21 protein-coding genes are annotated in these 21,088 nt (G+C 45.9%); 4 read left to right on the top strand and 17 right to left on the bottom strand.

All coding sequences use genetic code 11. From position 1 onward, the window contains the following. Positions 1-69: 69 nt before the first annotated feature. Together Q0218_RS01540 and Q0218_RS01535 are read right to left on the bottom strand one after the other, a co-directional pair. Positions 70-702 (bottom strand): sel1 repeat family protein, encoded by a 633-nt coding sequence (locus tag Q0218_RS01540; RefSeq protein ID WP_122862678.1) that lies wholly within the window; start codon positions 700-702, stop codon positions 70-72. Then, on the bottom strand, positions 699-1,991 hold the full coding sequence (locus Q0218_RS01535; RefSeq protein ID WP_122862677.1) for an aminotransferase class V-fold PLP-dependent enzyme: 1,293 nt from the start codon (positions 1,989-1,991) through the stop codon (positions 699-701). Before Q0218_RS01535 ends, Q0218_RS01540 begins: the two co-directional genes overlap by 4 nt. A gap of 115 nt (positions 1,992-2,106) precedes the next feature. Here Q0218_RS01535 and Q0218_RS01530 point away from each other — a divergent pair, with 115 nt between their 5' ends. The 3 genes from Q0218_RS01530 to Q0218_RS01520 all read left to right on the top strand — a co-directional run bounded on the left by Q0218_RS01530 (position 2,107) and on the right by Q0218_RS01520 (position 4,720). After that, positions 2,107-2,922: a DUF234 domain-containing protein gene (locus Q0218_RS01530; protein WP_297965599.1), complete on the top strand. Its 816-nt coding sequence runs from the start codon at positions 2,107-2,109 to the stop codon at positions 2,920-2,922. After that, positions 2,919-3,917: a HAMP domain-containing sensor histidine kinase gene (locus tag Q0218_RS01525; protein ID WP_297965597.1), complete on the top strand. Its 999-nt coding sequence runs from the start codon at positions 2,919-2,921 to the stop codon at positions 3,915-3,917. The genes Q0218_RS01530 and Q0218_RS01525 overlap by 4 nt, the downstream gene beginning before the upstream one ends. A 128-nt stretch (positions 3,918-4,045) precedes the next feature. Further along, positions 4,046-4,720 (top strand): isochorismatase family cysteine hydrolase, encoded by a 675-nt coding sequence (locus Q0218_RS01520; RefSeq protein WP_297965595.1) that lies wholly within the window; start codon positions 4,046-4,048, stop codon positions 4,718-4,720. A gap of 399 nt (positions 4,721-5,119) precedes the next feature. Here the strand turns inward: Q0218_RS01520 and Q0218_RS01515 are convergent, their stop codons facing one another. The 4 genes from Q0218_RS01515 to Q0218_RS01500 form a co-directional block, all read right to left on the bottom strand. After that, positions 5,120-5,356 carry a DUF2798 domain-containing protein gene (locus Q0218_RS01515; protein ID WP_297965593.1) on the bottom strand — a complete coding sequence of 79 codons (237 nt, stop codon included), beginning with the start codon at positions 5,354-5,356 and terminating at the stop codon, positions 5,120-5,122. A gap of 171 nt (positions 5,357-5,527) precedes the next feature. Beyond that, entirely contained in the window at positions 5,528-5,683 is a 156-nt protein-coding gene (locus Q0218_RS01510; RefSeq protein ID WP_297965591.1) for an antibiotic biosynthesis monooxygenase, read from the bottom strand. 137 nt (positions 5,684-5,820) lie between these two features. Next, positions 5,821-6,237: a cyclophilin-like fold protein gene (locus Q0218_RS01505; RefSeq protein WP_297965589.1), complete on the bottom strand. Its 417-nt coding sequence runs from the start codon at positions 6,235-6,237 to the stop codon at positions 5,821-5,823. Positions 6,238-6,290: 53 nt separating this feature from the next. Continuing rightward, positions 6,291-7,310 (bottom strand): alpha/beta hydrolase, encoded by a 1,020-nt coding sequence (locus tag Q0218_RS01500; RefSeq protein ID WP_297965587.1) that lies wholly within the window; start codon positions 7,308-7,310, stop codon positions 6,291-6,293. Between the two features lie 406 nt (positions 7,311-7,716). Between Q0218_RS01500 and Q0218_RS01495 the strand changes: the two genes are divergently transcribed. Continuing rightward, complete coding sequence (locus tag Q0218_RS01495; protein WP_297965585.1) at positions 7,717-8,469, top strand: AraC family transcriptional regulator; 753 nt, start codon at positions 7,717-7,719, stop codon at positions 8,467-8,469. Positions 8,470-8,541: 72 nt separating this feature from the next. Here Q0218_RS01495 and Q0218_RS01490 read toward each other — a convergent pair whose 3' ends face one another. The 11 genes from Q0218_RS01490 to Q0218_RS01440 form a co-directional block, all read right to left on the bottom strand. Continuing rightward, positions 8,542-9,417: a hypothetical protein gene (locus tag Q0218_RS01490; RefSeq protein ID WP_297965583.1), complete on the bottom strand. Its 876-nt coding sequence runs from the start codon at positions 9,415-9,417 to the stop codon at positions 8,542-8,544. A gap of 472 nt (positions 9,418-9,889) precedes the next feature. Beyond that, on the bottom strand, positions 9,890-10,531 hold the full coding sequence (locus tag Q0218_RS01485; protein WP_297965581.1) for an NAD-dependent epimerase/dehydratase family protein: 642 nt from the start codon (positions 10,529-10,531) through the stop codon (positions 9,890-9,892). Between the two features lie 118 nt (positions 10,532-10,649). After that, the gene (locus tag Q0218_RS01480) at positions 10,650-11,453 is read right to left on the bottom strand and encodes a hypothetical protein (RefSeq protein WP_297965580.1); all 804 of its coding nucleotides are present in this window, start codon (positions 11,451-11,453) and stop codon (positions 10,650-10,652) included. 273 nt (positions 11,454-11,726) lie between these two features. After that, complete coding sequence (locus Q0218_RS01475) at positions 11,727-12,647, bottom strand: NrtA/SsuA/CpmA family ABC transporter substrate-binding protein (protein ID WP_297965578.1); 921 nt, start codon at positions 12,645-12,647, stop codon at positions 11,727-11,729. A gap of 73 nt (positions 12,648-12,720) precedes the next feature. Continuing rightward, positions 12,721-13,413 carry an ATP-binding cassette domain-containing protein gene (locus tag Q0218_RS01470; RefSeq protein ID WP_297965576.1) on the bottom strand — a complete coding sequence of 231 codons (693 nt, stop codon included), beginning with the start codon at positions 13,411-13,413 and terminating at the stop codon, positions 12,721-12,723. Continuing rightward, positions 13,410-14,159 (bottom strand): ABC transporter permease, encoded by a 750-nt coding sequence (locus Q0218_RS01465; RefSeq protein ID WP_297965574.1) that lies wholly within the window; start codon positions 14,157-14,159, stop codon positions 13,410-13,412. Before Q0218_RS01465 ends, Q0218_RS01470 begins: the two co-directional genes overlap by 4 nt. Further along, positions 14,156-14,767: a hypothetical protein gene (locus Q0218_RS01460; protein WP_297965572.1), complete on the bottom strand. Its 612-nt coding sequence runs from the start codon at positions 14,765-14,767 to the stop codon at positions 14,156-14,158. The genes Q0218_RS01465 and Q0218_RS01460 overlap by 4 nt, the downstream gene beginning before the upstream one ends. Positions 14,768-15,178: 411 nt before the next feature. Further along, positions 15,179-19,159: a DNA polymerase III subunit alpha gene (gene dnaE, locus Q0218_RS01455; protein ID WP_297965570.1), complete on the bottom strand. Its 3,981-nt coding sequence runs from the start codon at positions 19,157-19,159 to the stop codon at positions 15,179-15,181. 27 nt (positions 19,160-19,186) lie between these two features. Further along, positions 19,187-19,423 (bottom strand): hypothetical protein, encoded by a 237-nt coding sequence (locus Q0218_RS01450; protein ID WP_297965568.1) that lies wholly within the window; start codon positions 19,421-19,423, stop codon positions 19,187-19,189. A gap of 158 nt (positions 19,424-19,581) precedes the next feature. Continuing rightward, the gene (locus Q0218_RS01445; protein WP_297965566.1) at positions 19,582-20,721 is read right to left on the bottom strand and encodes a glutamate--tRNA ligase family protein; all 1,140 of its coding nucleotides are present in this window, start codon (positions 20,719-20,721) and stop codon (positions 19,582-19,584) included. Positions 20,722-20,791: 70 nt separating this feature from the next. Continuing rightward, positions 20,792-21,037 carry an RNA-binding protein gene (locus Q0218_RS01440; RefSeq protein WP_002948394.1) on the bottom strand — a complete coding sequence of 82 codons (246 nt, stop codon included), beginning with the start codon at positions 21,035-21,037 and terminating at the stop codon, positions 20,792-20,794. Positions 21,038-21,088: the final 51 nt, after the last annotated feature.

The raw sequence follows: 21,088 nt of genomic DNA, 5'->3' as shown, positions 1-21,088 counted from the left end.
GCGCGGACGATAAAATTTGACGGATCGCCTGACCGAAAAAAGCAAGTTTACGCCGTAAAGCCCGCAAATTTATCGCGCCGATAGTCCTTCCAGCTCCTTTGCCAGCGCGTTTACCTTCGAGTCGTCCATGCCGTTGCGCTCGACGTCGCTCACGACGATATCCTCCCACGCCTTGGCAAACTCAGTCTGCGATAGCCCGAGGCCGCCCTCGCCCTTTGGCAGCATGCCGCTGATCACCAGCGCGCGGAAGCACACGTGGCGGTCGCCTTTATACGCTTTGCACTGCTCCAGCGAGTTTTTAAACTCGGCTCCTAGGTGCTGCGTGACCTTGTCGTCCGGGTACTTTTCCGCTGCGCGAGCTATGTCAAGCGCTGTTTCGTAGTACTGCGAGATTGCCTTAAACTCGCCGTTTTTGGCGGCGTATTCGAGTAGTTCGCCCGCTCTTTTGCTATCTCTTGGCGCGCCTAGGCCCGTAACGTAGAGCAGCCCCAGATCGCCACAGGCGTCTCTTAGACCCTCGTCGCAGTATTTTTTGCGAAGCTCGAATTCCTCTTTAAATCTACCGCTTTCAAAGTAGTTGTTTGCGCCCGCGGCGGAGTTGTACTCGCGAAGTACTTTTGCGTACTGCTCGGGGCTAAAGGGCTTTGCCTGCGCGCAAACGGCACAAAGGGCAAACAAGGCCGCGGCTAAAATTTTATTCATTTTTTATCCTTTTTGGTTTTAAATTTTTTGATAGTTTTTTTGATAGCCTTTAGCAGGTATGCGACGTCTTTTTGCGTGTGGGAGTAGTGCAGGCTTACGCGCACCCAGCCGGGCTTTTGATCAAATTTCTGATCGTCTTTTAGCCCGAGCAGATCGTGTCCGTACGGACCGGCGCACGCACACCCCGCGCGGGTCTGCACGCCGTAGTCCCGGCTTAGCGCCTCGGCAAAATCATAAGGCGAAACGCCTTTTACATTAAACGCGAAAATCGGCAGTCTCGGCACTGCGCGCGGAAAATAGCTCACGATCTCGGGGATGTTATCCAGCCCCTCGCAAAATAGCTTTGCAAGCTCATCCTCGCGGCTTTTTATGACGTCTAGGCCGACCTCGTTTCGCAGTCTGTATGCTAGCGAGGCTCTAATCAGCCCCATCACGTGCTGGGTGCCGCCCTCCTCGGTGCGCTCCACGCTAGGAGCGAAAAAATGCGAGCTGCGGCTCACGTAGCTAACCGTTCCGCCCGCGGCAAAGGTCGGTTTGTCTGATTTTACGAGTTCTTTTTTTATCGCAAGCAGTCCGCAGCTGCCTACGCCTCCTAAAAGCTTATGCGGCGAGAGAAATAGCGCGTCGAAGTAGTCGGCGTCGAGGTTGTCATGCGGACTAAGGCTAGCCGCGTCAAAGGCTACGGTCGCGCCGTATCGCTTCATCATCACGTAGATTTTTTTGTAGTCGCTGATTATCCCCGTGACGTTTGAGGCTGCGCTAAAAGAGCCGATGATCTCGCGCTTTGAGTTGATTTTGAGCAGTTGATCGAGCCTGCCGAAATTTATCTCCCCGCTCTTGCTTAGCGGTATGCGCACGACCTCGCACAGCCCCTCGCGCAGGCTGACCTCGTTTGAGTGGTGCTCGTAGGGCGAGACGACGACGAGGGGCAAATTTGCGCCCTTTAGACTCTCCTCGCCCAGACGGTTCGCGCTCATAGGCGGCAGGTAAAGCCCCATGATTTCCTCAAATTTCTTTATCGCTCCGGTCGCGCCGCAGCCCGTAGAGATCAGATAAAATCGCTCGTCAAGCCCCAGCGCGTCTTTTAGGCTTTGCCTTGCTTTTTCGTAGCGTTTTTGCGTCTTTAGCGCGTTTGAGGCGCTTTCGGAGTGCGTGTTGGCGTAGGTTTTTAGGTATTTTGCGATCTTGCGCTCGATAGGTGCGTAGGCTAGGCCAGAAGCCGTATAGTCAAAGTAGCGCACGCCCTTTTTTAAAATAATATTTTTCCTGATTTCGTCGATGCTAACCAAAATTTTTCCTTACAAAAAAAGAGATTATAACCAAAGTTGTGCTAAAATGGGCTAAAAAGGAGCGAAAATCTACGCCTTAAAATCAAGCTACGCGCGCTTTAAGCACCTTGATATCTTGCAGCTTATTTACTTTCATCTAGTCTTTGACGCGCTAAAATTTGAGGCGAGTTATTACGATATTTTCGAGGCGATAGAAAAAGAAATTTTAGATAAATTTGAAGATCTGTCGCTCAAATTTAGCTTTGACGCGCCTTTTGAAAACGAGCTTAAATTTGCCCTTTGCAAGCTTGCTAAAAACGACCGCAAAAAATACGCTCTAAATAAATTTCTGCCCCGCCCTCTCATCCTAAAAATTTACGCCGCCGCGATAAACTTAGGCGTAGTTAGCATAGAAAAGACGCTGGAAAAACCGCGCGTAAAAAGCAAATATCAAAAAGCCAAAAAGCTGCTCGAGCGCGATAAAGCGCAGGATAAGGTGGTCTTTAACGACAATTTTACTAGATTTTGGTTTTATTTCATCGAACCAAATTTAGCCCTTTTAAAAAACGGCGAAAAAGGCGCTTTGATGGAGATTATCAGGCGAGAGTTCGACTCGTACGCGGGCTTTGGCTTTGAGCTGCTTTGCCGCGAGCTTTTGGCGTTTAGACTAGGTACCCAGCCCGCTCGGGTGCGCAGCCTATGGGCGAAAAATATCGAGATAGATATATTTTTAAGCCTAGACGGACGTATCATCGTCGGAGAAGCTAAATTTAAAGAGCATAAAATTTGCAAAAACGTGGTAAATTTACTCCTTAAAAAATGCGAGCGGCTAGGCTTTGAGCCCGATGCCGTCGCGCTATTTTCCAAAAGCGGCTTTAGCAACGAAGTGCACCGCCTAAAAAACGACCGAATTTTACTTTTTGATTTAGAAAATTTCGAGGAGCTTTTATGACCCAGATAGATAAAACCAGCGTCCAGGACGGACTAAAAAGCCTGATCGAGCAGACCTATCTGATAGAGCGCGAGTACAAAAATCTAACGGCGTCCTATGCGAGTTTGCAAGGCTTCATCAAAGATATCGTGGAAATTTTACCCAATGCGATCTGGGTTTTGGACGAGGCGGGCGAGATATTTTTACAAAACTCGGAAGCCCTAAAACTCGGGCAAATTTTAAAATTTATCCCGCAAGAGGAAGGCGAGATAAGCGCTGAGGGGCAAATTTATCTAATCAAAATCGCCCAAAAAGAGGGCAAAAAAATCATCTCCGCAACCGACATAACGACCGAAAAGCGCACCGAGCGCCTAGCCTCGATGGGGCAGGTCGCCGCCCACCTCGCCCACGAGATACGCAACCCCGTTGGCTCGATCTCGCTGCTAGCCTCCACGCTGATAAAAAAAGCCGACGAGCGCGCTCGCCCCGTCGTCGAGCAGATGCAAAAGGCGATCTGGCGCGTTGAGCGCATCATCAAGGCCACATTGCTTTTTACCAAAGGCCTAACGATAAACGCGCGCGAATTTAACCTAGCCGAGCTAAAAAGCGAGTGCGAAGCGGCGATAGAGTGCTACACCTACGGCAAGGAGATCAAATTTAGCCTAAATTTCCCCGACCTACCCTACGTGGGCGACCGCGATCTGCTCGCGATGGTGTTTCAAAATATGCTGTTTAACGCGATCGATGCAGTCGAGGAAAACGAGGACGACGAGGGCTGGGTGCGCATAGACTACGAGCAGCGCGAGGGCGAACATAAATTTGCCGTGACCGATAGCGGCGTGCCGATCAAAAACCAAGCCATGGTCTTTGAGCCCTTTAAAACAAGCAAACTAAAGGGCAACGGCCTTGGGTTGCACCTATGCCTGCAGATCGTCCAGGCCCACGGCGGCAGTATCGAGATCGAGCTTGAGCCAAAGAGCTTTTGCGTAAATTTGCCCGCAAAGACGCGCGGCTAGGCGGTAAATTTGATAAAATTTGATGCTCTAGGCGGAGTTTAAATTTGAACGCAAAATTTAGGGCGGCGGAAGGTTTGGCTTCGGCCAGCCGAACAACGAACGAAAAACAATCAAAACAAGGAGAGAAAATGAAATTTGACGCGAAAATTTTAGAGGATTTGGCGGTGTGGTTTGAGGAGCTAAAGGAGATTAAATTTAGCGAACTTTTAGCGGGCGACGCGGCAAACACCGCATTTATCAGCGTGGATATGATAGAGGGATTTTGCAGCATGGGGCCGCTAGCTAGCCCGCGAGTGGGCGCGATTGCGGACGGTATAGCGCGGACTTTTAGCGCGGCTTACGCGGCGGGTGCGAGAAATCTCGTGCTGCTCGAGGATAGTCACGAGGCAAACTGCGCGGAGTTTGACGCATTTCCGCCCCACGCTATCAAAGGCACCGATGGCGCAAAGACGATACCGCAGCTGCGCGATCTGCCGTTTTTTGACGAGATAAAAATCTTTCGCAAAAATTCCCTGAGCGCGGCTTACTGCGCCGAATTTAACGCGTTTATCGCGCAAAATCCGCACATAAACACCTTCGTTGTACTAGGCGACTGCACCGATCTGTGCGTCTATCAGCTAGTCTCGCACCTAAAGCTTAGCGCAAACGAGGCAAATATCAGGCGCAGAGTCGTCGTACCGGCAAGCCTCGTCGCCACCTACGACGCGCCGGGACACGAGGGGGATTTTTATCACGCGATGTTTTTGCGGCATATGCAAACGGGTCTTGGCGCGCAAGTCGTGCGAGGGATAAAATTTAATTAAGCGGCGAGGTTTGCTAAATTTATTTTACGCCGCAAACTCAGGCTAAGTTTAAATTTAAAAGCAAATCTACGCTCTAGCGGCAAATAAAGCCGCCCAACGTTAAGCAAGGCGCGATAAATTTACTCTTTAAATTCGCCCGCGAGCGTTAATTTATGCCGCCGAACCGAGTTTAAATTTATGCTCTGCTTATGTCGCCGACAAACCGTTAAAAAACAAGTCGTTCGCGTCCACAAAAGTCCGCCCTTAGTCCCGTTTCAGACAAGGCTGCTTTCGCTTCTGCCTATTATCTTAGGTGATTTTGCTTTTTACGCGCAGCTTCTGCGTTTAAATTTAAACCGCGCACCTATAAGGGCATGCTGGCCTTACGCCCAAGGCTTAGCAACGATTTAGCCGCTAAATTTACTTTTGCGATTTATCTACGCAAATAGCTTTGGTAATCTTCGTAGTTAGCGGCGCGATTACAAGTATGCTAGGATACGCCACGGCAAAAGCTTTTGCGTAACCGGCCATCCAAATGCCAAAAAAACCATCGGCAAACCCCAAATTTACGTATGTAAGTACGCCTGAGATGATAAGCGACATAAAAAGCGCCATAATAAACGCGAAAACAAACCTAAAATACCTAATGTCTATCATTTTTCTCCTTTTTTAAAATCTAGTTTGAGACGTTTTTTACGCCAACGCATTCGGTGACGCTCTCACAAAACCGTTAAATTTAGTTTTTATTTGCGGGGCTTCATCTTGCTAAAAGAGTAGTTGTTTTTTTAGCGCAAAACTCTCAAACATAGCAACCATATCGTCGCGCGCCTACAAGAACTCCTTAAAATGCGGCGCCTGCCTGTGCGCCTCATACGCGGCCTCGCCAGCGTAAATTTCAAAAAATATCCACTGGCTCGGCGCATCTTTTAGCGTGAAGGCACAAAGCGCCAGCATGCCGCTTTCTTTGGCGAGGCTTATTCTCATCTACTTGATCAAAATTTCTTCAAATTTAGCGTTATCTTCAGGGCTAAGCGTAATTTTATTTAAACACATATGCACGCTTTTTAGCGCGCCCTACGAGAGCTCTTTTTGCCCTAAAATATGGCTCCATATTAAATTTATTATTCGGCTAGTTCGATCTTAATCTGCCCGTCTTTTGCGACCGAGCTCACATCGCCCTCGATCACGCCCAGGCGCACGATACCTTCGTAGTAAGGCTGGTAGCCGTAGTAGATGACAAAGTTATTCCACGGAGCAAAGTACGAGATTTCGCCTTTTTTGCCGTCGCTGCCGCTCGGAGCGCCTCTTATATCAAGCGGTTTTGGCAACTTAGCGACCTTTTCGTGCCCGCCGTAGTCCTCTAAATTTAGCGTTAGCGGTAGCTGTGCGGCAAAGCTTCTTGCCGCTACCGTATCATCTAGGATAGCTGTCGCTTCGCCGTTAGAGCTCTTTAGGACTATCTTTAAATTTTGCATTTTCTCTCCTGCTGCTAAATTTAACCCAGCAAAAAGCATAAAGACGGCTAAAATTTTTCTCATTTTTACCTCCCTTATCTCTCGAATTTACCCCTGTAAGGTGCAGGGGTAGCGGTTTATTTCAAATTTGCTTTGAAAAATTCCTCAAATTTATCGTATGGGATCTTGTTATTTTTATTGTCATATAGATCTGTGTGCACGGCGCCAGGGACGATAACTAGTTCTTTATTTTTATTGCCGAGAGATTTAAAAGCGTCCTCGCTAAAGTATCTTGAGTGCGCTTTCTCGCCTGCTACGATAAGAGTTGGAGTCCTCATCTCGCTTGCGTAAGCAAGGATCGGCATATTTATAAACGAGATAGGGTTTGTGACGATCCAGCCGCTCTCTCCGCTGTTTGAGTTTACGGAGCGCTTGTGATATCCGCGCGGCGTGCGGTAAAAGTCTGCATACTCAGCGATAAACTGCGGCGTGCTTGCGTCTACCTTTTTTGGATCAACGTTTATCGCACCAGTATATGCCGGTTTGCCATTTTTAGCATCGACCCAGCGTTGCTCGGCTAGCTTATTTTTAGTTTCATATCTCTCATCGGCGCCTATGCTATCGTTGTATCCTTTTGCCATCACTCGCGTCATATCATACATCGTGCTGGTCGCAACCGCCTTTATGCGAGGATCGGCAAGAGCTGCGTTTAGAGCAAAGCCGCCCCAGCCGCATACGCCTAAAATGCCGATTCTACCTCGATCTATATTGCTCTGGGTGCCTAGAAAATCCACCGCAGCGCTAAAATCGTCAGTGTTTATCTCCGGACTTGCTAAATTTCTTGGCTCGCCGCCGCTCTCTCCGGTGTAGCTTGGATCAAAGGCAAGCGTGATAAAGCCGCGCTCGGCCAAAGTTTGGGCGTAAAGGCCGCTTGATTGCTCTTTGACTGCGCCAAAAGGTCCGCTAACTGCGATCGCGGCAGCTTTACCATGCAAATTTTTAGGCGTATAAAGATCGCCGACGATCTCCACGCCGTAACGATTTTTAAATTTAACTTTCTTGTGATCTACCTTATCGCTTTTAGCGAAAACTTTGTCCCACTCGCTTACCATCGATACCGCCTCTAGCGGTGATTTTGCCACGTTTGTGTTAGCCATTGCATTACCTCCTAAAATAAAACTTGACGCTACAAGCGTCGCCGCAAATTTCTTAAGATTCATCTCTTCTCCTTTAAATTTTTTGATATTTTGGTGAGCTTTGGATTTTCGCGTCTCGCATATCGTTTTGTTGTGGTGTATTATATCTGTATTTTAAATTTTACGTTAGAACGATCCTCTAAATTTCATGCCTAATCCTGCAAATTTTCTAAAAAGTTGTATAATTTTGCAAAATTTAGTTTGGAGGCGTAAAAATGGCTGATGTAAATTTACTAAAAGAGCAGACAAAAGAGTTTTTATTAGATAGATGCGGCGTAAACTGCCTAGAGCAGAGCGAGATCGACTCGCTTGACTTTTAATCAGCGACAAAACGCATGATTTTATCAGCGCGGTTTATGAGCCGTCATTGTGCATAATACTGCAAGGAGCAAAGGCGATCGGCTTTGGCGATGATATGCACGGATACGACGAGCAGACTTATGCGCTAGCTTCTACTCATGTACCGTTAAATATAAGCCTAACAGACGCTTCAAAAGAGAAACCATACATCTCGCTTCGCATTAAATTTAGCCTTGATGAGGTCTATGAAGTGCTAAAAGGCGTGGACGTAAAAGAGCAGAGTCTGCAAAAAAGCGAAAAAGGCATATTCTTTGGCGAGATAACGGATGAAATTTTAGAACCTGTTTTGAGGTTTGTCTGGCTACTAGAAAAGCCGAAAGAGAAGGTCAAATTTCTCTCAGACCTTGCTAAAAAAGAGATACTTTACACGCTCGTAACAAACGATAAAAGCGGCTATTTTTTAAGTAAATTTGCGATGCAAGGCAGCGTCTCGAATAAAATTTCAAAAGCCGTAGCAAAGATAAAAAACGAGTTTTCGCAAAAACTAAACATGAAAGATGTTGCGCGCGAATGCGATATGAGCGAGTCTTCGCTATATCATAACTTCAAAATCGTAACCTCGCTAAGCCCCATAGCTTTTCAAAAAAAGATCCGCCTAGAAGAGGCAAAAAATCTGCTCGCGACCAAAAAGATCGGCGTTGCGCAGGCTGCATTTGACGTGGGATATGAGAGCGCATCGCAGTTTAGCCGCGAATACGCAAGGATGTTTGGGATGCCGCCTAAAATTCACAGCGAAATTTTACGCGCGGAAGCGGTTTAATTTATGTTAATGGCTTTAAAGTGAGAATATTAATATATTGCTCTTATTTAAGTACTAATTAGTGAAATAATATCAAAACTGTTCTAAAATACTATCATATGGACTTTGAATATCGCAAATATTTCTATTATTTGATTTTATAACTAATTTTCCATTTTCTAAAGTGAGAGATAGGTTCTCGGCAGAGATACCACTTTCTTCTGCTATTTCTTTTTCTATTTTTCTGAAAAATTTTAAGCTGTTAATTTGATCCATCATAGACCACATATTTGTACCAGTCATAGTCATTCCACCGCCAATCGCCATATAAGCAGTTCCATCGCTAAGTTCAATTGCTGAATTAATGTTTGATTTTCTTAAGTCTTTTATCTCGTTGTTTGTTGGATTGTGGCATATCTCTAGACAATCAATTTTGAAGCGTTTAATAGATTCTGGCCAATTTTTATGAATGATTTCAACAATTTCTTTTTCGTTCCATCTACCGTGCTCAAAGATGTCTAAAAAATACATGTCGGTCGAATTTAAAAAATTTCTATATACAAATAATAATTCATTTGTTCTCTTGCAAAAACCATCAGCTTGTATATCATTTGATAAATGCATATGAACAATACCCCAATCATTTAGTAGTTTGTCTGGTTCTTTTAAATTCTTTACAATACCTTTTGATAGATATTGAGTTAGCCTTTGTCCATCTTGCGCTTTATTTTTTATATCTTCTATGACTGTTTTGAAATTGTTATACTTTAGATTATTTTGCAATTGTTTCGAAAAATATACTTTATGCTTTAAGCCATCTTGCAAGGTTCTAAAAATATATTCTTTGAAATACATTGGTATTTCACCTATTGCTATGTCGTCTAAATTATTAATGCCATTATTTTTTAATATATCTTTTAGAATTTCACACCATTGGCTATATAAAGCCGGTACATTTTCATTTTCCACTAATTTTCCCCTTAATCATTCTAATTTAAATTATATCACAATAGAATAAATCTTATGTATTTAGAATTTGGCAAGAGGTGATCGGTGGGTCGGTATTTAGATCGCTACCAAACGTCGAACCTGAGCAAATGGATTTTACCGCATCCGGCATAGTCTTTAAGTAGGCGTTTTGATTTTTGCGCGAGCAAGGAAACTGCGTGCAGGCTCGCGCTACCTACTAGGCGGCTTATGGCGCAAAAGTCGTCCTAGCAGCGTTTTGGCCGCGACCAAACAAATAGCCAAACATAAACGCGAGCCTCTTTTTGACGCACCCGACTTTTGTCCGCTACCGAGCAAATAGCTAAACCGCGCTCAAGGGCCGAATTTAAATAAGCCCGCGCGCCTTGCAAAATCCGGCCGATTTTTTATTTTAAAATAGCAGGCGCATTTTCGGCGTTTTTAAAAGCTTAAATCTAAAATCGCCTTTACGCTTTTACTTATAAATAAACTCTCTTGGATGATAAATTTGCACGCCATTAGCGTCCGTCTGCGCGGCGGCGATGACGGCGGCCGCGATATCTTTTGCGCTCATCGGGCGGTAGTTCGTTAAGATAAACTTCGGCAAAAGCCCAAACAGCCAAATCGTAAAGAGCTCGCCCATACGCACCTGCTCGCGCTCGCTTTTTATCGCAGGCAGCCGCGCTATTTGCAAGCTTTTAAAACCCAGAGCGGCGATCTTTTTCTCCGCCTTGCCCTTTGCGCGCAGATAAAAAAATCTCGACCGCTCGTTTGCGCCCTGCGACGAGATGAGCGCGAAACGGCGCGCACCTGATGCGATGCCCCATTTTGCGATATTTACGGGGTAGCTCACGTCCACTTTATAAAACTGCCCGCGGCTACCGGCTTGCTTCATCGTCGTGCCCAGCGCGCAAAATATCTCGTCTATCTCGCGCGGCCGTATATCTTTGATCTCGTCGAAATTTATGATTTGAGTCTCTAACTTTTCGTGGCTAAAATTTAGCTCCCTGCGCGCCCAAACGATGATTTTGTAGTAGTTTTCATCCTCGCAAAGCCCGCGCACTATCTCTCGTCCGACCGCTCCCGTAGCTCCTACGACCAAGGCCGTTTTACCCATTTTTATTCCTTAATCTTTAAATTTTATCCCAGGCTAAGAGCCTCGCCTAAATTTAGCGCGGTAAATTTTAATCGCCCGTTTAAATTTGCCCTAAATCAAAACGCAAGCGAGATTAAATTTACTGCGCCGCTTGGCAATATTCTTTCTTATACGGCGCTCGCTCGCAAAGGCGCGCGTATACTCGCTTTGCCTCAGCGTCGTCCAAGGCGTATAAAGCACCTCGTTTATGATGCTCCGTAAGCATAATACAACCAGCTAACATATCCGACTCAAAGCAGTTTCTAGTGAGTGCTTTTATGGCATCCTCAGGATCGTACGACAAAGACGAAATACCCAGAGAAAGGCATCTTCTAGCATCTATTTCGCAGGCTTTTTTTAGATAAAAATATCCTGGCAAATCCTGCGGTTCGTCATGCAAGTAAGGTTCGGCTCGAAGCAAAAGCCCCAAATTTTCGCACCCTAGCGCCGAGTTTTTGTCGCAGGCGAATTCATATATCTTTTGTGCATGCTTTTTGCTTTTAGCGGGCGAGTGTTTTTCCAAATATCTACCGTAAACGGCGCAGGAGTCGTAATGACCGCTTAGGCACGCAGGCAGCAAAAGTTCTTTTGCCGCGTCGTAATTTTTATTTTCTATATGTATTTTGCCTGCCTCCATGCATGCGTCAATTTTACCCTCTTTGCACGCGTCAAGCAAAGTCTGCATCGCCGTTTGAGCTTCATGCTCGTTATATTTGAGTTCGTCTTTTTTATAAAAAAAGATCACGCGTTTGCAGGCTCTAGCGTCCTTTTGGGCGCACGATTTTTTAAGCGTTTCGTAGCGCGCACTTAAAAACGCCTCCTTTTCGGGGCTGAGTTCGCCTTTTTTAGGCTCGCCCGCCATGGCCGCGATAGCAAAAAGTATCAACATAGTCAAATTTTTCATTTTCTACCTTAAATTTATTTTCCTAGCGCTCTTGCGAGGCTAATGCCTACGCCGATCGGTTCGCGCAGGACTTTTATCTTAAATTTATTTTTCAAAATTTAGTAGCTAAACTCGTCCGCAGCGTATCTTTTTATTAGTTTTAGCTTCATTTCCTTATCTTTCCAAGCTAAAACGGTTACTTTTATACTCGCAAAGTTTGCTACTATTATAATGCAAATTTGGACCTTTTTGCAAGGCACAGAGGATAATTAAAGGGCAATTTGCCCTTTAAATTTAGTTTAGTAGAAGCGATTTTATATCTATTTTATGCTCTATCATCTTGCTTTCAAGCATAAATTCTTGCGTAGCTTCAAGGGCTTTTATATCATCAGCCGTGATCTTTGAGCTAAAGTCGTACTGAGGATACATGCTCTTTACCGCCTCTATGCTTAGCCCCGTCTCTTCAGCCGTAAATTTAAGCGCCTCGTCCTCGTTCGCCTTGATGTAGTCTAAAATTTCGTCCTGAGCCTTTTTAAATTTCTCAACTACGTCTTTATGCTTTTTATAAAACTCCCCGCTTGTGGCAGTGACGATGACTGGAGTGATGACGCCTTTGCCGGTTGTCACTATATTTAGGCCTGATTTTTGAGCGTTGTAGGCCGCTGGTCCTGCAAGAAGCGCTGCATCGACGCTGCCGTTTTCAACTGCGGCTTGCGCAGCCGGGATGCCCATAGAGATGAACTCTACGTCATTTATGCTAAGCCCTCCAAGAGCTAGGTATCTAACCAAAAGCTCGTTTAAGATCGTGCCTTTTGGGCCTGCTACTTTTTTACCTTTTAGATCTTTTGGCGACTTTATGTTTTGGTCCTTAGAAAATATCACAAATGCCTCTGGCGCCCTTGAGTAGGCGCTTATGATCTTTATATCAGCCTTATTTGCAGCCGCTAGTATAACCGAAGTGCCGCCCACGCAGTTTAGAAACTGGAGTGAATTTGAAGCGAGCGCTTGCGTTTGTTTCGCACCTGAGGTGATCTCGGAGTACTCGACCGGCACGCCAAAAGACTTCGCGTAAAAGCCTTTAAATTTATCGACGATCGATGGGACGTTTAGCGGCGATTTGACGTAGGTCATGCCGATCTTATCTAAGCCTTCGCTTGCGTTTGCGACTAGACAAAACAAAGAGGCCGCACACAAAACCTTGAAAAACTTTCTCATATTTGCTCCTTTAAAAATTTTATAAATTATATAATTTTTTGCTTCATTTTAGTTTTAGTTATCATTTTTTATTCTAAATTTCACTCAAAATTTTGCGTTTTACGGCTATTAGCTCCTCACTTAGCAGATCTCTTGGCCTTGCTAAATTTGATAGGTCGTAGTTTGATTTTATCCCGCCCTTTTCAAGCAAGATGATCTCATCAGCCAAAAATAGCGCCTCATCGATGTTGTGAGTGACGAAAAGGATGGTTTTGTCGGCTTGTATTTTTAAAATTTCAGCCTGCATGCTAGCCCTAGTAAATGCGTCAAGCGCAGCAAACGGCTCGTCCATAAGGATCAAATTTGCCTCATACGCAAGCACTCTAGCAAGCGAAACGCGCGAGCTCATACCGCCGGATAGCTGTGAAACTGCGGCAAATTTAAAGTCGCTAAGCCCTATCATAGATATCAAACTATCGATCTTTGCAGCCTCTATCTCATGCTTTTTAAGCGCAAATACGATGTTTTCATAGACGTTTAGAAACGGCATGAGGCGGGCTTCCTGAAAGACGAAGCCGATCTTTGCTTGCTCTTTAAATTTTATCTCGCCTAGGCTTACGCTCTCAAGACCGGCGATGAGGCGTAAAAGCGTCGTTTTGCCGCATCCGCTTCTGCCGAGTATGACGGTGATCTTATCTTTTTTTATGCTTAAGCTTAGTTCTCTCAAAACGTCGATACGCTTTTCGCCTATAAAAAAATGCTTGGATAAATTTGAAATTTCTATCATTTATCGCCTCGCAAAAGGCTAAATTTCGCTATCAAAAGCAAAAAGAGCCTATCTATGAGCACGCCGCAAATGCCGATAGTAAAAATCCCTACAAATATCCTATCCGCGCGCGAAAGCTCCTCTGCGTCAAGTATGAGATATCCCAGCCCGCTTGAAGCCGCTATCATTTCAGCTCCTATGATCGCGCGCATAGCGTAGCCAAAGCCTATTCGCATGCCGACGAAGATATCTTTTAGCGCACTTTTTATGATGATCTTGTAAAAAATCTCAAATTTACTAAAGCCAAAAATTTTACCAACCTCGATAAGCTTTATATCACAGCTCGTTAGCCCCTTTTGGATGCTTAGAAACATCGGGAAAAACGAGGCCAGGATGATAATAATGATCTTTGGCATCTCGTTTATACCAAACCAAAGCACCAAAATGGCTATCAAACTAAGCGGCGGGATGTTTCTAAAAAACTCTAGTATCCACTCGTAATAAACGCTGATCTTTGGCAAAAGCGCAGCTATACCGCCAAGCACGAGCGCTAGGGCAAAAGAAAGAGCATATCCTGCAAATACACGCTTAAAGCTGATGATCGTATGCGTAGCAAGCTCGCCGCTTAGGCTCATGCCATACATCGTCTTTAGCGTCGCTGCCGGACTTGGCAAGATATACGGCGTGAAAATTTCTAGCTCGCAAACGACCTGCCAGATGGCAAAGATCGCTAGGATCAAAATGCTCTTTTTGAAAATTTCCTTCACAGCCCATCTCCGTTGTGACAGCCGTTTTCGCAGTACAAAAGCTCGATGATCCGGTAGTTTTTAAGCTCGCTAAATTTATATGAAAGGGCGTTTTCTATCTTTTCTTTGCTATCAAGGCTTAAGGTTTTTACGCCCAAATTTGCGAAAAAACCCGGCGGTATCGGACTTTGCTCGATACTACGCATCTTTAAATTTATAGCGTTTTGCTCTCTAAAGCTCTTCCATGTCAAAAATGTGGTTCGCTCCAAATTTAGTCCCCTACCAAGCTGGGCCAAGTCCTCACAGGGTGTCGTCACGTAGAGCCACTCGTCCTCTTTTAGCTTTGAGCTAAGCTCAATGGCGCTCTCTATCAAAATGGGGTTTAAATTTGAGATGAGAGCGGCCTGTTCTTTGAAATTCGCCCTGACGAAATTTACAGCCCTCGGACAGCGACTATCAAAGATAAGCTTGCTTTGCGCAAGAGCGTTTTTGTATGCGTTTTTTACACTTTGGGTGTGGTCCTTTTCGCACTCTACTACGCTAAAACCTTTATCTTGCAAAATTTCTTTAAGCGCCGCAAAGTCGTAGATGTTTTTTACAACAGGATTTAACCAAACCAGTTTTTTCATAAGAGCTCCCGTCAAATTTAAAGACAAAATGTAATAATTGAAATCAGAATTGTATCATTTGAAAGCAAAAAGACGGCTTTGGAAGCCAAATTTATAAGAAAACGGCTAGATTCTTACGTCCGGCTTTTGCTTTTTCTGCAATTTACCCACGAGTCTTAGTATGCTTTTTCAAGCCTCGTTAGCTCTTTTGGCACGCTTTCTCGTATGTTTTCTTTAAATTTAATCCCAAAGCTTGCCGATAAATCAGTCAAATTTGACTAATCTTGCGTCGTTAAATTTGAATTCACAAAGCACTCGCGAGACAAGCCGCTTTTAAATTTTACGACGGAAGCTACCGTGCGGGTAATGACCGAGCTAAATTTAAAAGCAGCGAAGTATAAACCAAAAAGACAAGCCGTCAAATTTAAAAATCTAAACGGCTTGCCTTAAACCTAGCGCCCTATCCTCAAACCCCTCTCCCACGATAAACTCCGTCGTATAAACCAGCGCGCGGCCTTCTTGCGCGTCCTTGATACGGATAATCAGGCGTTTGTTGTTTTTATCGGCTGCGGCGCGGTGTTCGCCGATGGCGGCGCGGTAAATTTGCGTGATGAGGTCCTTGCCCGTTTCATCCAAATTTAGCTCCAACACCAGATCCTCAAGCTCTCTTTTGCCTCTGCTTTCGCTAGGTACCGAGCCGTTTTGGTAGCTAGCGCCGCTGCTTTCCTTGCGCTGTTTAAAGCTTCTGCTTTGGAAATTCATATCGCGCGCGTCCTCTAGGCTCACGACGTCGATTAGATTTATGCGAGCGCCCTGATCGTCGCGCGAGTAACGCACCTTAAATGCTAACGGAGCGTCCTTTTGCTCCTCACTTAGGCTCTCGATGAGCCCTTTTTCGGAGTCAAACGCCGCGACCTTAAACGTGCTAAAAAGGTCCATAATGCTTAGCATCATAAACTCTTTGCCGGTTTTTTTGCTGGGGATTTTAGCGATCTCGGCGATCTTGCCGACGACTAGGATTTCGCTCGTTTTATCTATCTTGCCGAAGTCCTTGCTAGGCGTGTGTTTTATCTGCTCGATTTGCTCTTTGTATTTTTCGAGCGGATGCGAAAAGTCCATACCCATAGCCTCGTCAAGAGTCAAAATTTTATCCAAATTTATGCGCATAAACTGCCCGTCTTTGGAGTAGCGAACCTTAAACGCATGCGGCAGATCGCGCTCATCGGCACTCATTGACTCGACCGCCCCAAGGCCTCTGTCAAAGACCGCGATCTCGACCGTACCGTGAAAATCCAGCATCTCGATCGTGCCCATTTTTTTGCCGTTTTTCTTGCTGATCCTAGTCGTGAGATCCTCGATCTTGCCCACAAGCAGCATCTCGCCGTTTTCGGGTAGCTCGTCAAATTTATCGCTTAGCGTGTAGTTTATCTTTGAGATTTGCTCGCGGTACTCGTCTAGCGGATGGCCGGAGAGATAGATACCCACGCTTTCTAGCTCAAATTTGAGCTTAGTTTTTAGCTCTAGCTCGGAGTCGTCGCGCACGAGACTAGTTTTAACCGTCGCCATACTCTCGTCGTCGCCAAAGAGGCTCTCCGCCGCGTTTTTCTTGATAGTAGCGGCGTTTTTGCACGCCTCTATGATGTTATCTAGGTTGTTTAGCATCATCTTGCGCGTTAGGCCGAAGCTATCAAACGAGCCCGATTTTATCAGGCTTTCAAAGACTTTTTTATTTACCTTAAAGTTATCCACGCGCGAGACGAAGTCGTCGATGTCCTTAAACTCGCCCTTAGCCTGCTCCTCTAAGATATTTTCTATTGCCGCGCCTCCGACGCCTTTTATCGCGCCTAGGCCGTAGATGATGGCGTCCTTGCCGCCTTCGCTAACGACTGAGAATTCTTTGGCAGATTTATTGACCGACGGCGGCAGGATAGCGATATCTAGGCGCTTACACTCGTCGATGTAGCGCGAAATCTTATCGGCGTTGGTCTCCTCGCTCGTGATGAGAGCCGCCATAAATTCGGCCGGATAGTAGGTCTTTAGATACGCCGTTTGAAAGGTCACGTAGGTGTAGGCCGCGGCGTGGGATTTGTTAAATCCGTACGAAGCAAAGTGCAAAATAAGCTCAAACAGCTCGTCGGCCTTTTTGCCGTCTAGCCCCTGAGCCTCAGCCCCCTCGATAAATTTACCCTTTAGCCTATCCATCTCCTCTTTTATCTTTTTACCCATCGCGCGGCGCACGAGATCAGCGCCTCCTAACGAAAAGCCGCCGATAGTCTGCACGATTTGCATAACCTGCTCTTGATATACGATAACGCCGTATGTGGGCTCTAGGATCGGCTGAAGCTCGGGGAATATATACGTGATAGGCTCTAACCCGTGCTTGCGCTTGATGAAATCAGGTATAAGATCCATCGGACCCGGTCGGTAAAGCGAGATCATCGCGATGATATCCTCGAAGCAGTCGGGGCGCATATCGGCTCCGACTTTTTGCATACCTTCACTCTCTATCTGAAACAGTCCCAGCGTCTGACCGCTGCTGATCGTCTCGTAGGTTTTAGGGTCGTTTTTATTGACCTGTTCCCAGATGATCTCTTTGCCGAATCTCTTTTTTACGAGCTTGACGGCGTTATCTATCACGGTTAGCGTCTTTAGCCCCAGGAAGTCAAATTTGATGAGGTCAACGTCCTCTAGGTACTTTAGGCTATACTGCGTGACGAAGTGATCCTCCTCGGCGTTTGGCTGACGAAAGAGCGGGGTTTTGTTCCACAGCTCCTCGTTTGAGATAACCACGCCTGCTGCGTGCATGCCGGCGTTTCGGTTTAGACCCTCCAGGTCAAGGGCGAATTTCCAAATTCTATTTGCATTTGAGTTACTTGCTATCAGCTCGCCGATCTTTGGCTCTTTTGCAAAGGCTTGTTCTAGCGTGATGCCTAGCTCGTCGGGGATGAGCTTAGCCATCGCGTCGGCCTCGGCATACGGCATATCGCATACGCGCGCGACGTCTCGGATGACGCCTTTTGCCAGTAGCTTACCGAAGGTTATAACTTGCGCGACGTTAAATTTACCGTACTTTTCGATGACGTAGTCGATGATCTCGCCTCGGCGGTTTTGACAAAAGTCCACGTCGATATCGGGCATGCTCACGCGCTCGGGGTTCAAAAAACGCTCGAAAAGCAGGTTATACGGCAGCGGATCAAGGTCGGTAATCTTTAGGCTATATGCCACGAGGCTTCCAGCCGCCGAGCCGCGCCCCGGGCCTACCGGTACGCCGCGCTTTTTGGCTTCGTTGATAAAGTCCCAAACGATCATCATATAGCCCGGGAAGTTCATCTTGTTTATGATATCTATCTCGCGCTGCAAACGGGTTTTATACTCCTCGTGGCGCTCTGTCGGGATAAATTTCAATCTCTCCTCTAGCCCCTGCCTGCACTCGTGCTCAAACAGCACGCTATCGTTTGGTATGCTGTAGCGTTTATCAGGCTCTGGCAGGCTCAAATTTCGCTCGGCGGCGTATTCGAGCGTAAATTTAAAATTCGGCGGCGTCGCGTCGCCTAGTTTGATCGTGAGGTCGCATTTATCTACGATTTCTTGCGTATTTGCGATAGCTTCTGGGATATCGGCGAAAAGCTCGCTCATCTGCGCAGGCGTCTTGACGTAAAACTCATGCACGCTGTGGCGTAGGCGGTTTGGGTCGTCTAGCAGTTTGTTCATCGCGATACACATGAAAACCTCGTGCGCGTCGGCTCTTTGCTTAAACGTATAGTGCGTGTCGTTAGTTGCGATGACCTTGATATTTAGCTCTTTTGCTAGGCGCAAGATCTCATCGTCGATCCTACGCTGATCGCCGATACCGTGGCGCATGATCTCGAGGTAAAAATCATCGCCAAAGACCTCTTTGTACCATAGCGCGGCTTCCCTGGCCGCCTCATATCCGCCCGCGCCGAAACGCAAATTTCGCTCGCTTTGGTTGAGGTTCCAGTTCACCTCGCCTTGCAGGCACGCTGAGGAGCAGATGATACCCTCGCTGTGCTCTTTTAGCATCTTTTTGTTGATACGCGGATAATAATAAAACCCCTCGATATAGCTCATGGAGCTTAGATACATCAGGTTTTTGTAGCCGATTTCGTTTTTGGCGATGAGGCAAAGGTGAAAGCGCTGTTTGGTGCTTTTATCTCCCAGCTCCTCGCCGTTGTGGATGTAGGCTTCGATGCCGATTAGCGGCTTTATACCTTCATTTTTCATCGTTTTATAAAAGTCTATAGCGCCGAACATATTGCCGTGGTCGGTGATGGCTGCGGCTTTGACGCCTTGTTTTTTTAGCGTTTTAGCTAGCTCTTTGATACGGTTGGCGCCGTCTAGCAGCGAATACTCCGTGTGCAGGTGCAGGTGCGTAAAATCTGTAAAATCGCTCATTTTTCGTCCTTTTTAATGCTTTTAATTTTACAAAAAATTTGCTTTTAGGCGGATAAATCGGTCTAGCTTAAATTTAGCTAAACGCGGTAAATAGGCTGCTGGTGTGGGCTTTTCGTCAAATTTAAACTCAAATTTAACGCGTGATTTAGAGGCAAATTTTATGCCTGCGGCTCGGACGACTCGGCTTAAATTTACGGCTCTAAATTTAGCCCAAATTTGAGCGGTAAATTTGACGCAGCCTCGCGGACGTAAATTTGTGCTCAAATTTTAACTCTGCCGCAAACGACCCGTCCGAAACGCTAAAATTTATTTTAGCGACTCCGCTATCGCCCGTAAATCAAAATTTGGTACAAAACCGATAAAAATTACCGCGCTTTTTAAATTTTAAAAATAATCCGAACAAGAACGCAAAGCGCCTAAATTTATCGGCCCAATTTCTCTTTAAACATCTCAAGCAAATTTGACAAAGTATCGCATTTTGACGCGTCAAGGCCGAGTTTAAAAGCGGCGAATTTATAGTGGATTTTGGCGCCGTCCGCTATGCTCACCGCCGGTGCGCTCGAGCTTTTGGATAGCTTTTTGCCGCCATGCGCTAGCAGGCCGTGATGGATGAAATTTGAACTTTCAAAACCGTATCCTAACATCTGCGCCTCGTATTTTTGCGCCGCCGAACACGCGAGCAGATCCTCGCCTCGCACGAGCAAATTTACGCCCAAAATCTCGTCATCCACGAGGCTAGCGAGATTATAAGCAGGCGTGTCGTCCTTTTTCCAAATGACGAAATCGCCCAAAATTTGAGCCAAATTTACGCTTTGGGCTTGGGCGAATTTTTCCGCCTCAAACGCCGATTCGTCAGTCAAATTTAAACCGTCCGAATTTGCCGAATTTAAAATGCGTTCTTCTGGATTTTCTATAGCATTTAGGTTAAATTTCTTATCGTCTGGTTTGTCTCCGCCAAAGCCGCGAAAGTTTGTCAATTTTTTTAAACCGTTTGCCGTGCCGTCTTGTATTTTTTGCGCATTACCCCAAAGCCCGTCCGCCAGGCTTGCCTTCCCGCCGGAGCCGCGCCCCAAAGCGTCAAAATTTATCAAATTTTGCCGGACATTAATTTGCGCTCCGTCGATAGTGCGTAGTCGCATAGCCGTTTCGTCTTTTTTAAATTTAAGATTTTTCTCCGCACAAACCCGCGTATAAATGCCGTTTTCAAACGAGCTTTTCATCGAGTGCGAGCACTCGCAAGCGTAACAAACTCCTTTTTGCTCAAGCGTTTTTAAAGCGTTTTGGTAGGCGCCGAGGCGAAATTTGGAGCTAAATTTGGCTTCAAATTCCCCCACTCCGCCGGGTCCGCCGTCAAAATCAATGCCCAACATATCAAGCACGCGAAAGATATTTTCCACGTATTGCCTGCGGTAGCGCGGCAAGTCGTAGTCGTCGATACGTAGATATAAAATCCCGTCAAAAGCGCGAGTAAAAAGATAGGTTAGCAAGAAATTATAGACGTTGCCCGCGTGTAAAAAGCCGCTTGGCGTCGGAGCGACACGAGATGTGATTTTTTGGTTCATTTGGAATGAAATTTAACTAAAAAGCTTAAATTTAAAAATTAGCTAAAAGCCGTCAGATTTGACGGCCTGTTTATTCTTTAGGTTTAGATTCGTTTACTCTTAGAGCTCTGCCGCCTACTTCCTTATTATTTAGCGCTTCGATCGCCTTTAGCGCATCTGCGTCGTTTTCTATCTCGACGAACCCGAATCCTTTTGAGCGATTCGTGTCGCGATCTTTGACGATTTTCGCGCGTTTTACTTCGCCAAACGGCGCAAATGTATCCTTAAGCTCTGCCTCAGTCATGCGATATGACAAGTTACCGACGTAAATATTCACAGTAACGTTTCCTTAAATCAAATTCCCGATAAATCGGTTAAGAGATAATAC

The organism is uncultured Campylobacter sp. (assembly GCF_938039245.1).
Taxonomy (GTDB): Bacteria; Campylobacterota; Campylobacteria; order Campylobacterales; family Campylobacteraceae; genus Campylobacter_A.
The sequence above is the reverse complement of the archived record's forward strand: the minus strand, read 5'-3'. Positions and strand labels throughout refer to the sequence as shown.

Bases quoted from the DNA above. Each gene is read 5' to 3' on its own strand.
- Q0218_RS01540 (WP_122862678.1), bottom strand. From the start codon at position 702: ATGAATAAAATTTTAGCCGCGGCCTTGTTTGCCCTTTGTGCCGTTTGC.
- Q0218_RS01525 (WP_297965597.1), top strand. From the start codon at position 2,919: ATGACCCAGATAGATAAAACCAGCGTCCAGGACGGACTAAAAAGCCTG.
- Q0218_RS01520 (WP_297965595.1), top strand. From the start codon at position 4,046: ATGAAATTTGACGCGAAAATTTTAGAGGATTTGGCGGTGTGGTTTGAG.
- Q0218_RS01515 (WP_297965593.1), bottom strand. From the start codon at position 5,356: ATGATAGACATTAGGTATTTTAGGTTTGTTTTCGCGTTTATTATGGCG.
- Q0218_RS01510 (WP_297965591.1), bottom strand. From the start codon at position 5,683: ATGAGAATAAGCCTCGCCAAAGAAAGCGGCATGCTGGCGCTTTGTGCC.
- Q0218_RS01505 (WP_297965589.1), bottom strand. From the start codon at position 6,237: ATGAGAAAAATTTTAGCCGTCTTTATGCTTTTTGCTGGGTTAAATTTA.
- Q0218_RS01500 (WP_297965587.1), bottom strand. From the start codon at position 7,310: ATGGCTAACACAAACGTGGCAAAATCACCGCTAGAGGCGGTATCGATG.
- Q0218_RS01485 (WP_297965581.1), bottom strand. From the start codon at position 10,531: ATGGGTAAAACGGCCTTGGTCGTAGGAGCTACGGGAGCGGTCGGACGA.
- Q0218_RS01480 (WP_297965580.1), bottom strand. From the start codon at position 11,453: ATGAAAAATTTGACTATGTTGATACTTTTTGCTATCGCGGCCATGGCG.
- Q0218_RS01475 (WP_297965578.1), bottom strand. From the start codon at position 12,647: ATGAGAAAGTTTTTCAAGGTTTTGTGTGCGGCCTCTTTGTTTTGTCTA.
- Q0218_RS01470 (WP_297965576.1), bottom strand. From the start codon at position 13,413: ATGATAGAAATTTCAAATTTATCCAAGCATTTTTTTATAGGCGAAAAG.
- Q0218_RS01460 (WP_297965572.1), bottom strand. From the start codon at position 14,767: ATGAAAAAACTGGTTTGGTTAAATCCTGTTGTAAAAAACATCTACGAC.
- dnaE (WP_297965570.1), bottom strand. From the start codon at position 19,159: ATGAGCGATTTTACAGATTTTACGCACCTGCACCTGCACACGGAGTAT.
- Q0218_RS01445 (WP_297965566.1), bottom strand. From the start codon at position 20,721: ATGAACCAAAAAATCACATCTCGTGTCGCTCCGACGCCAAGCGGCTTT.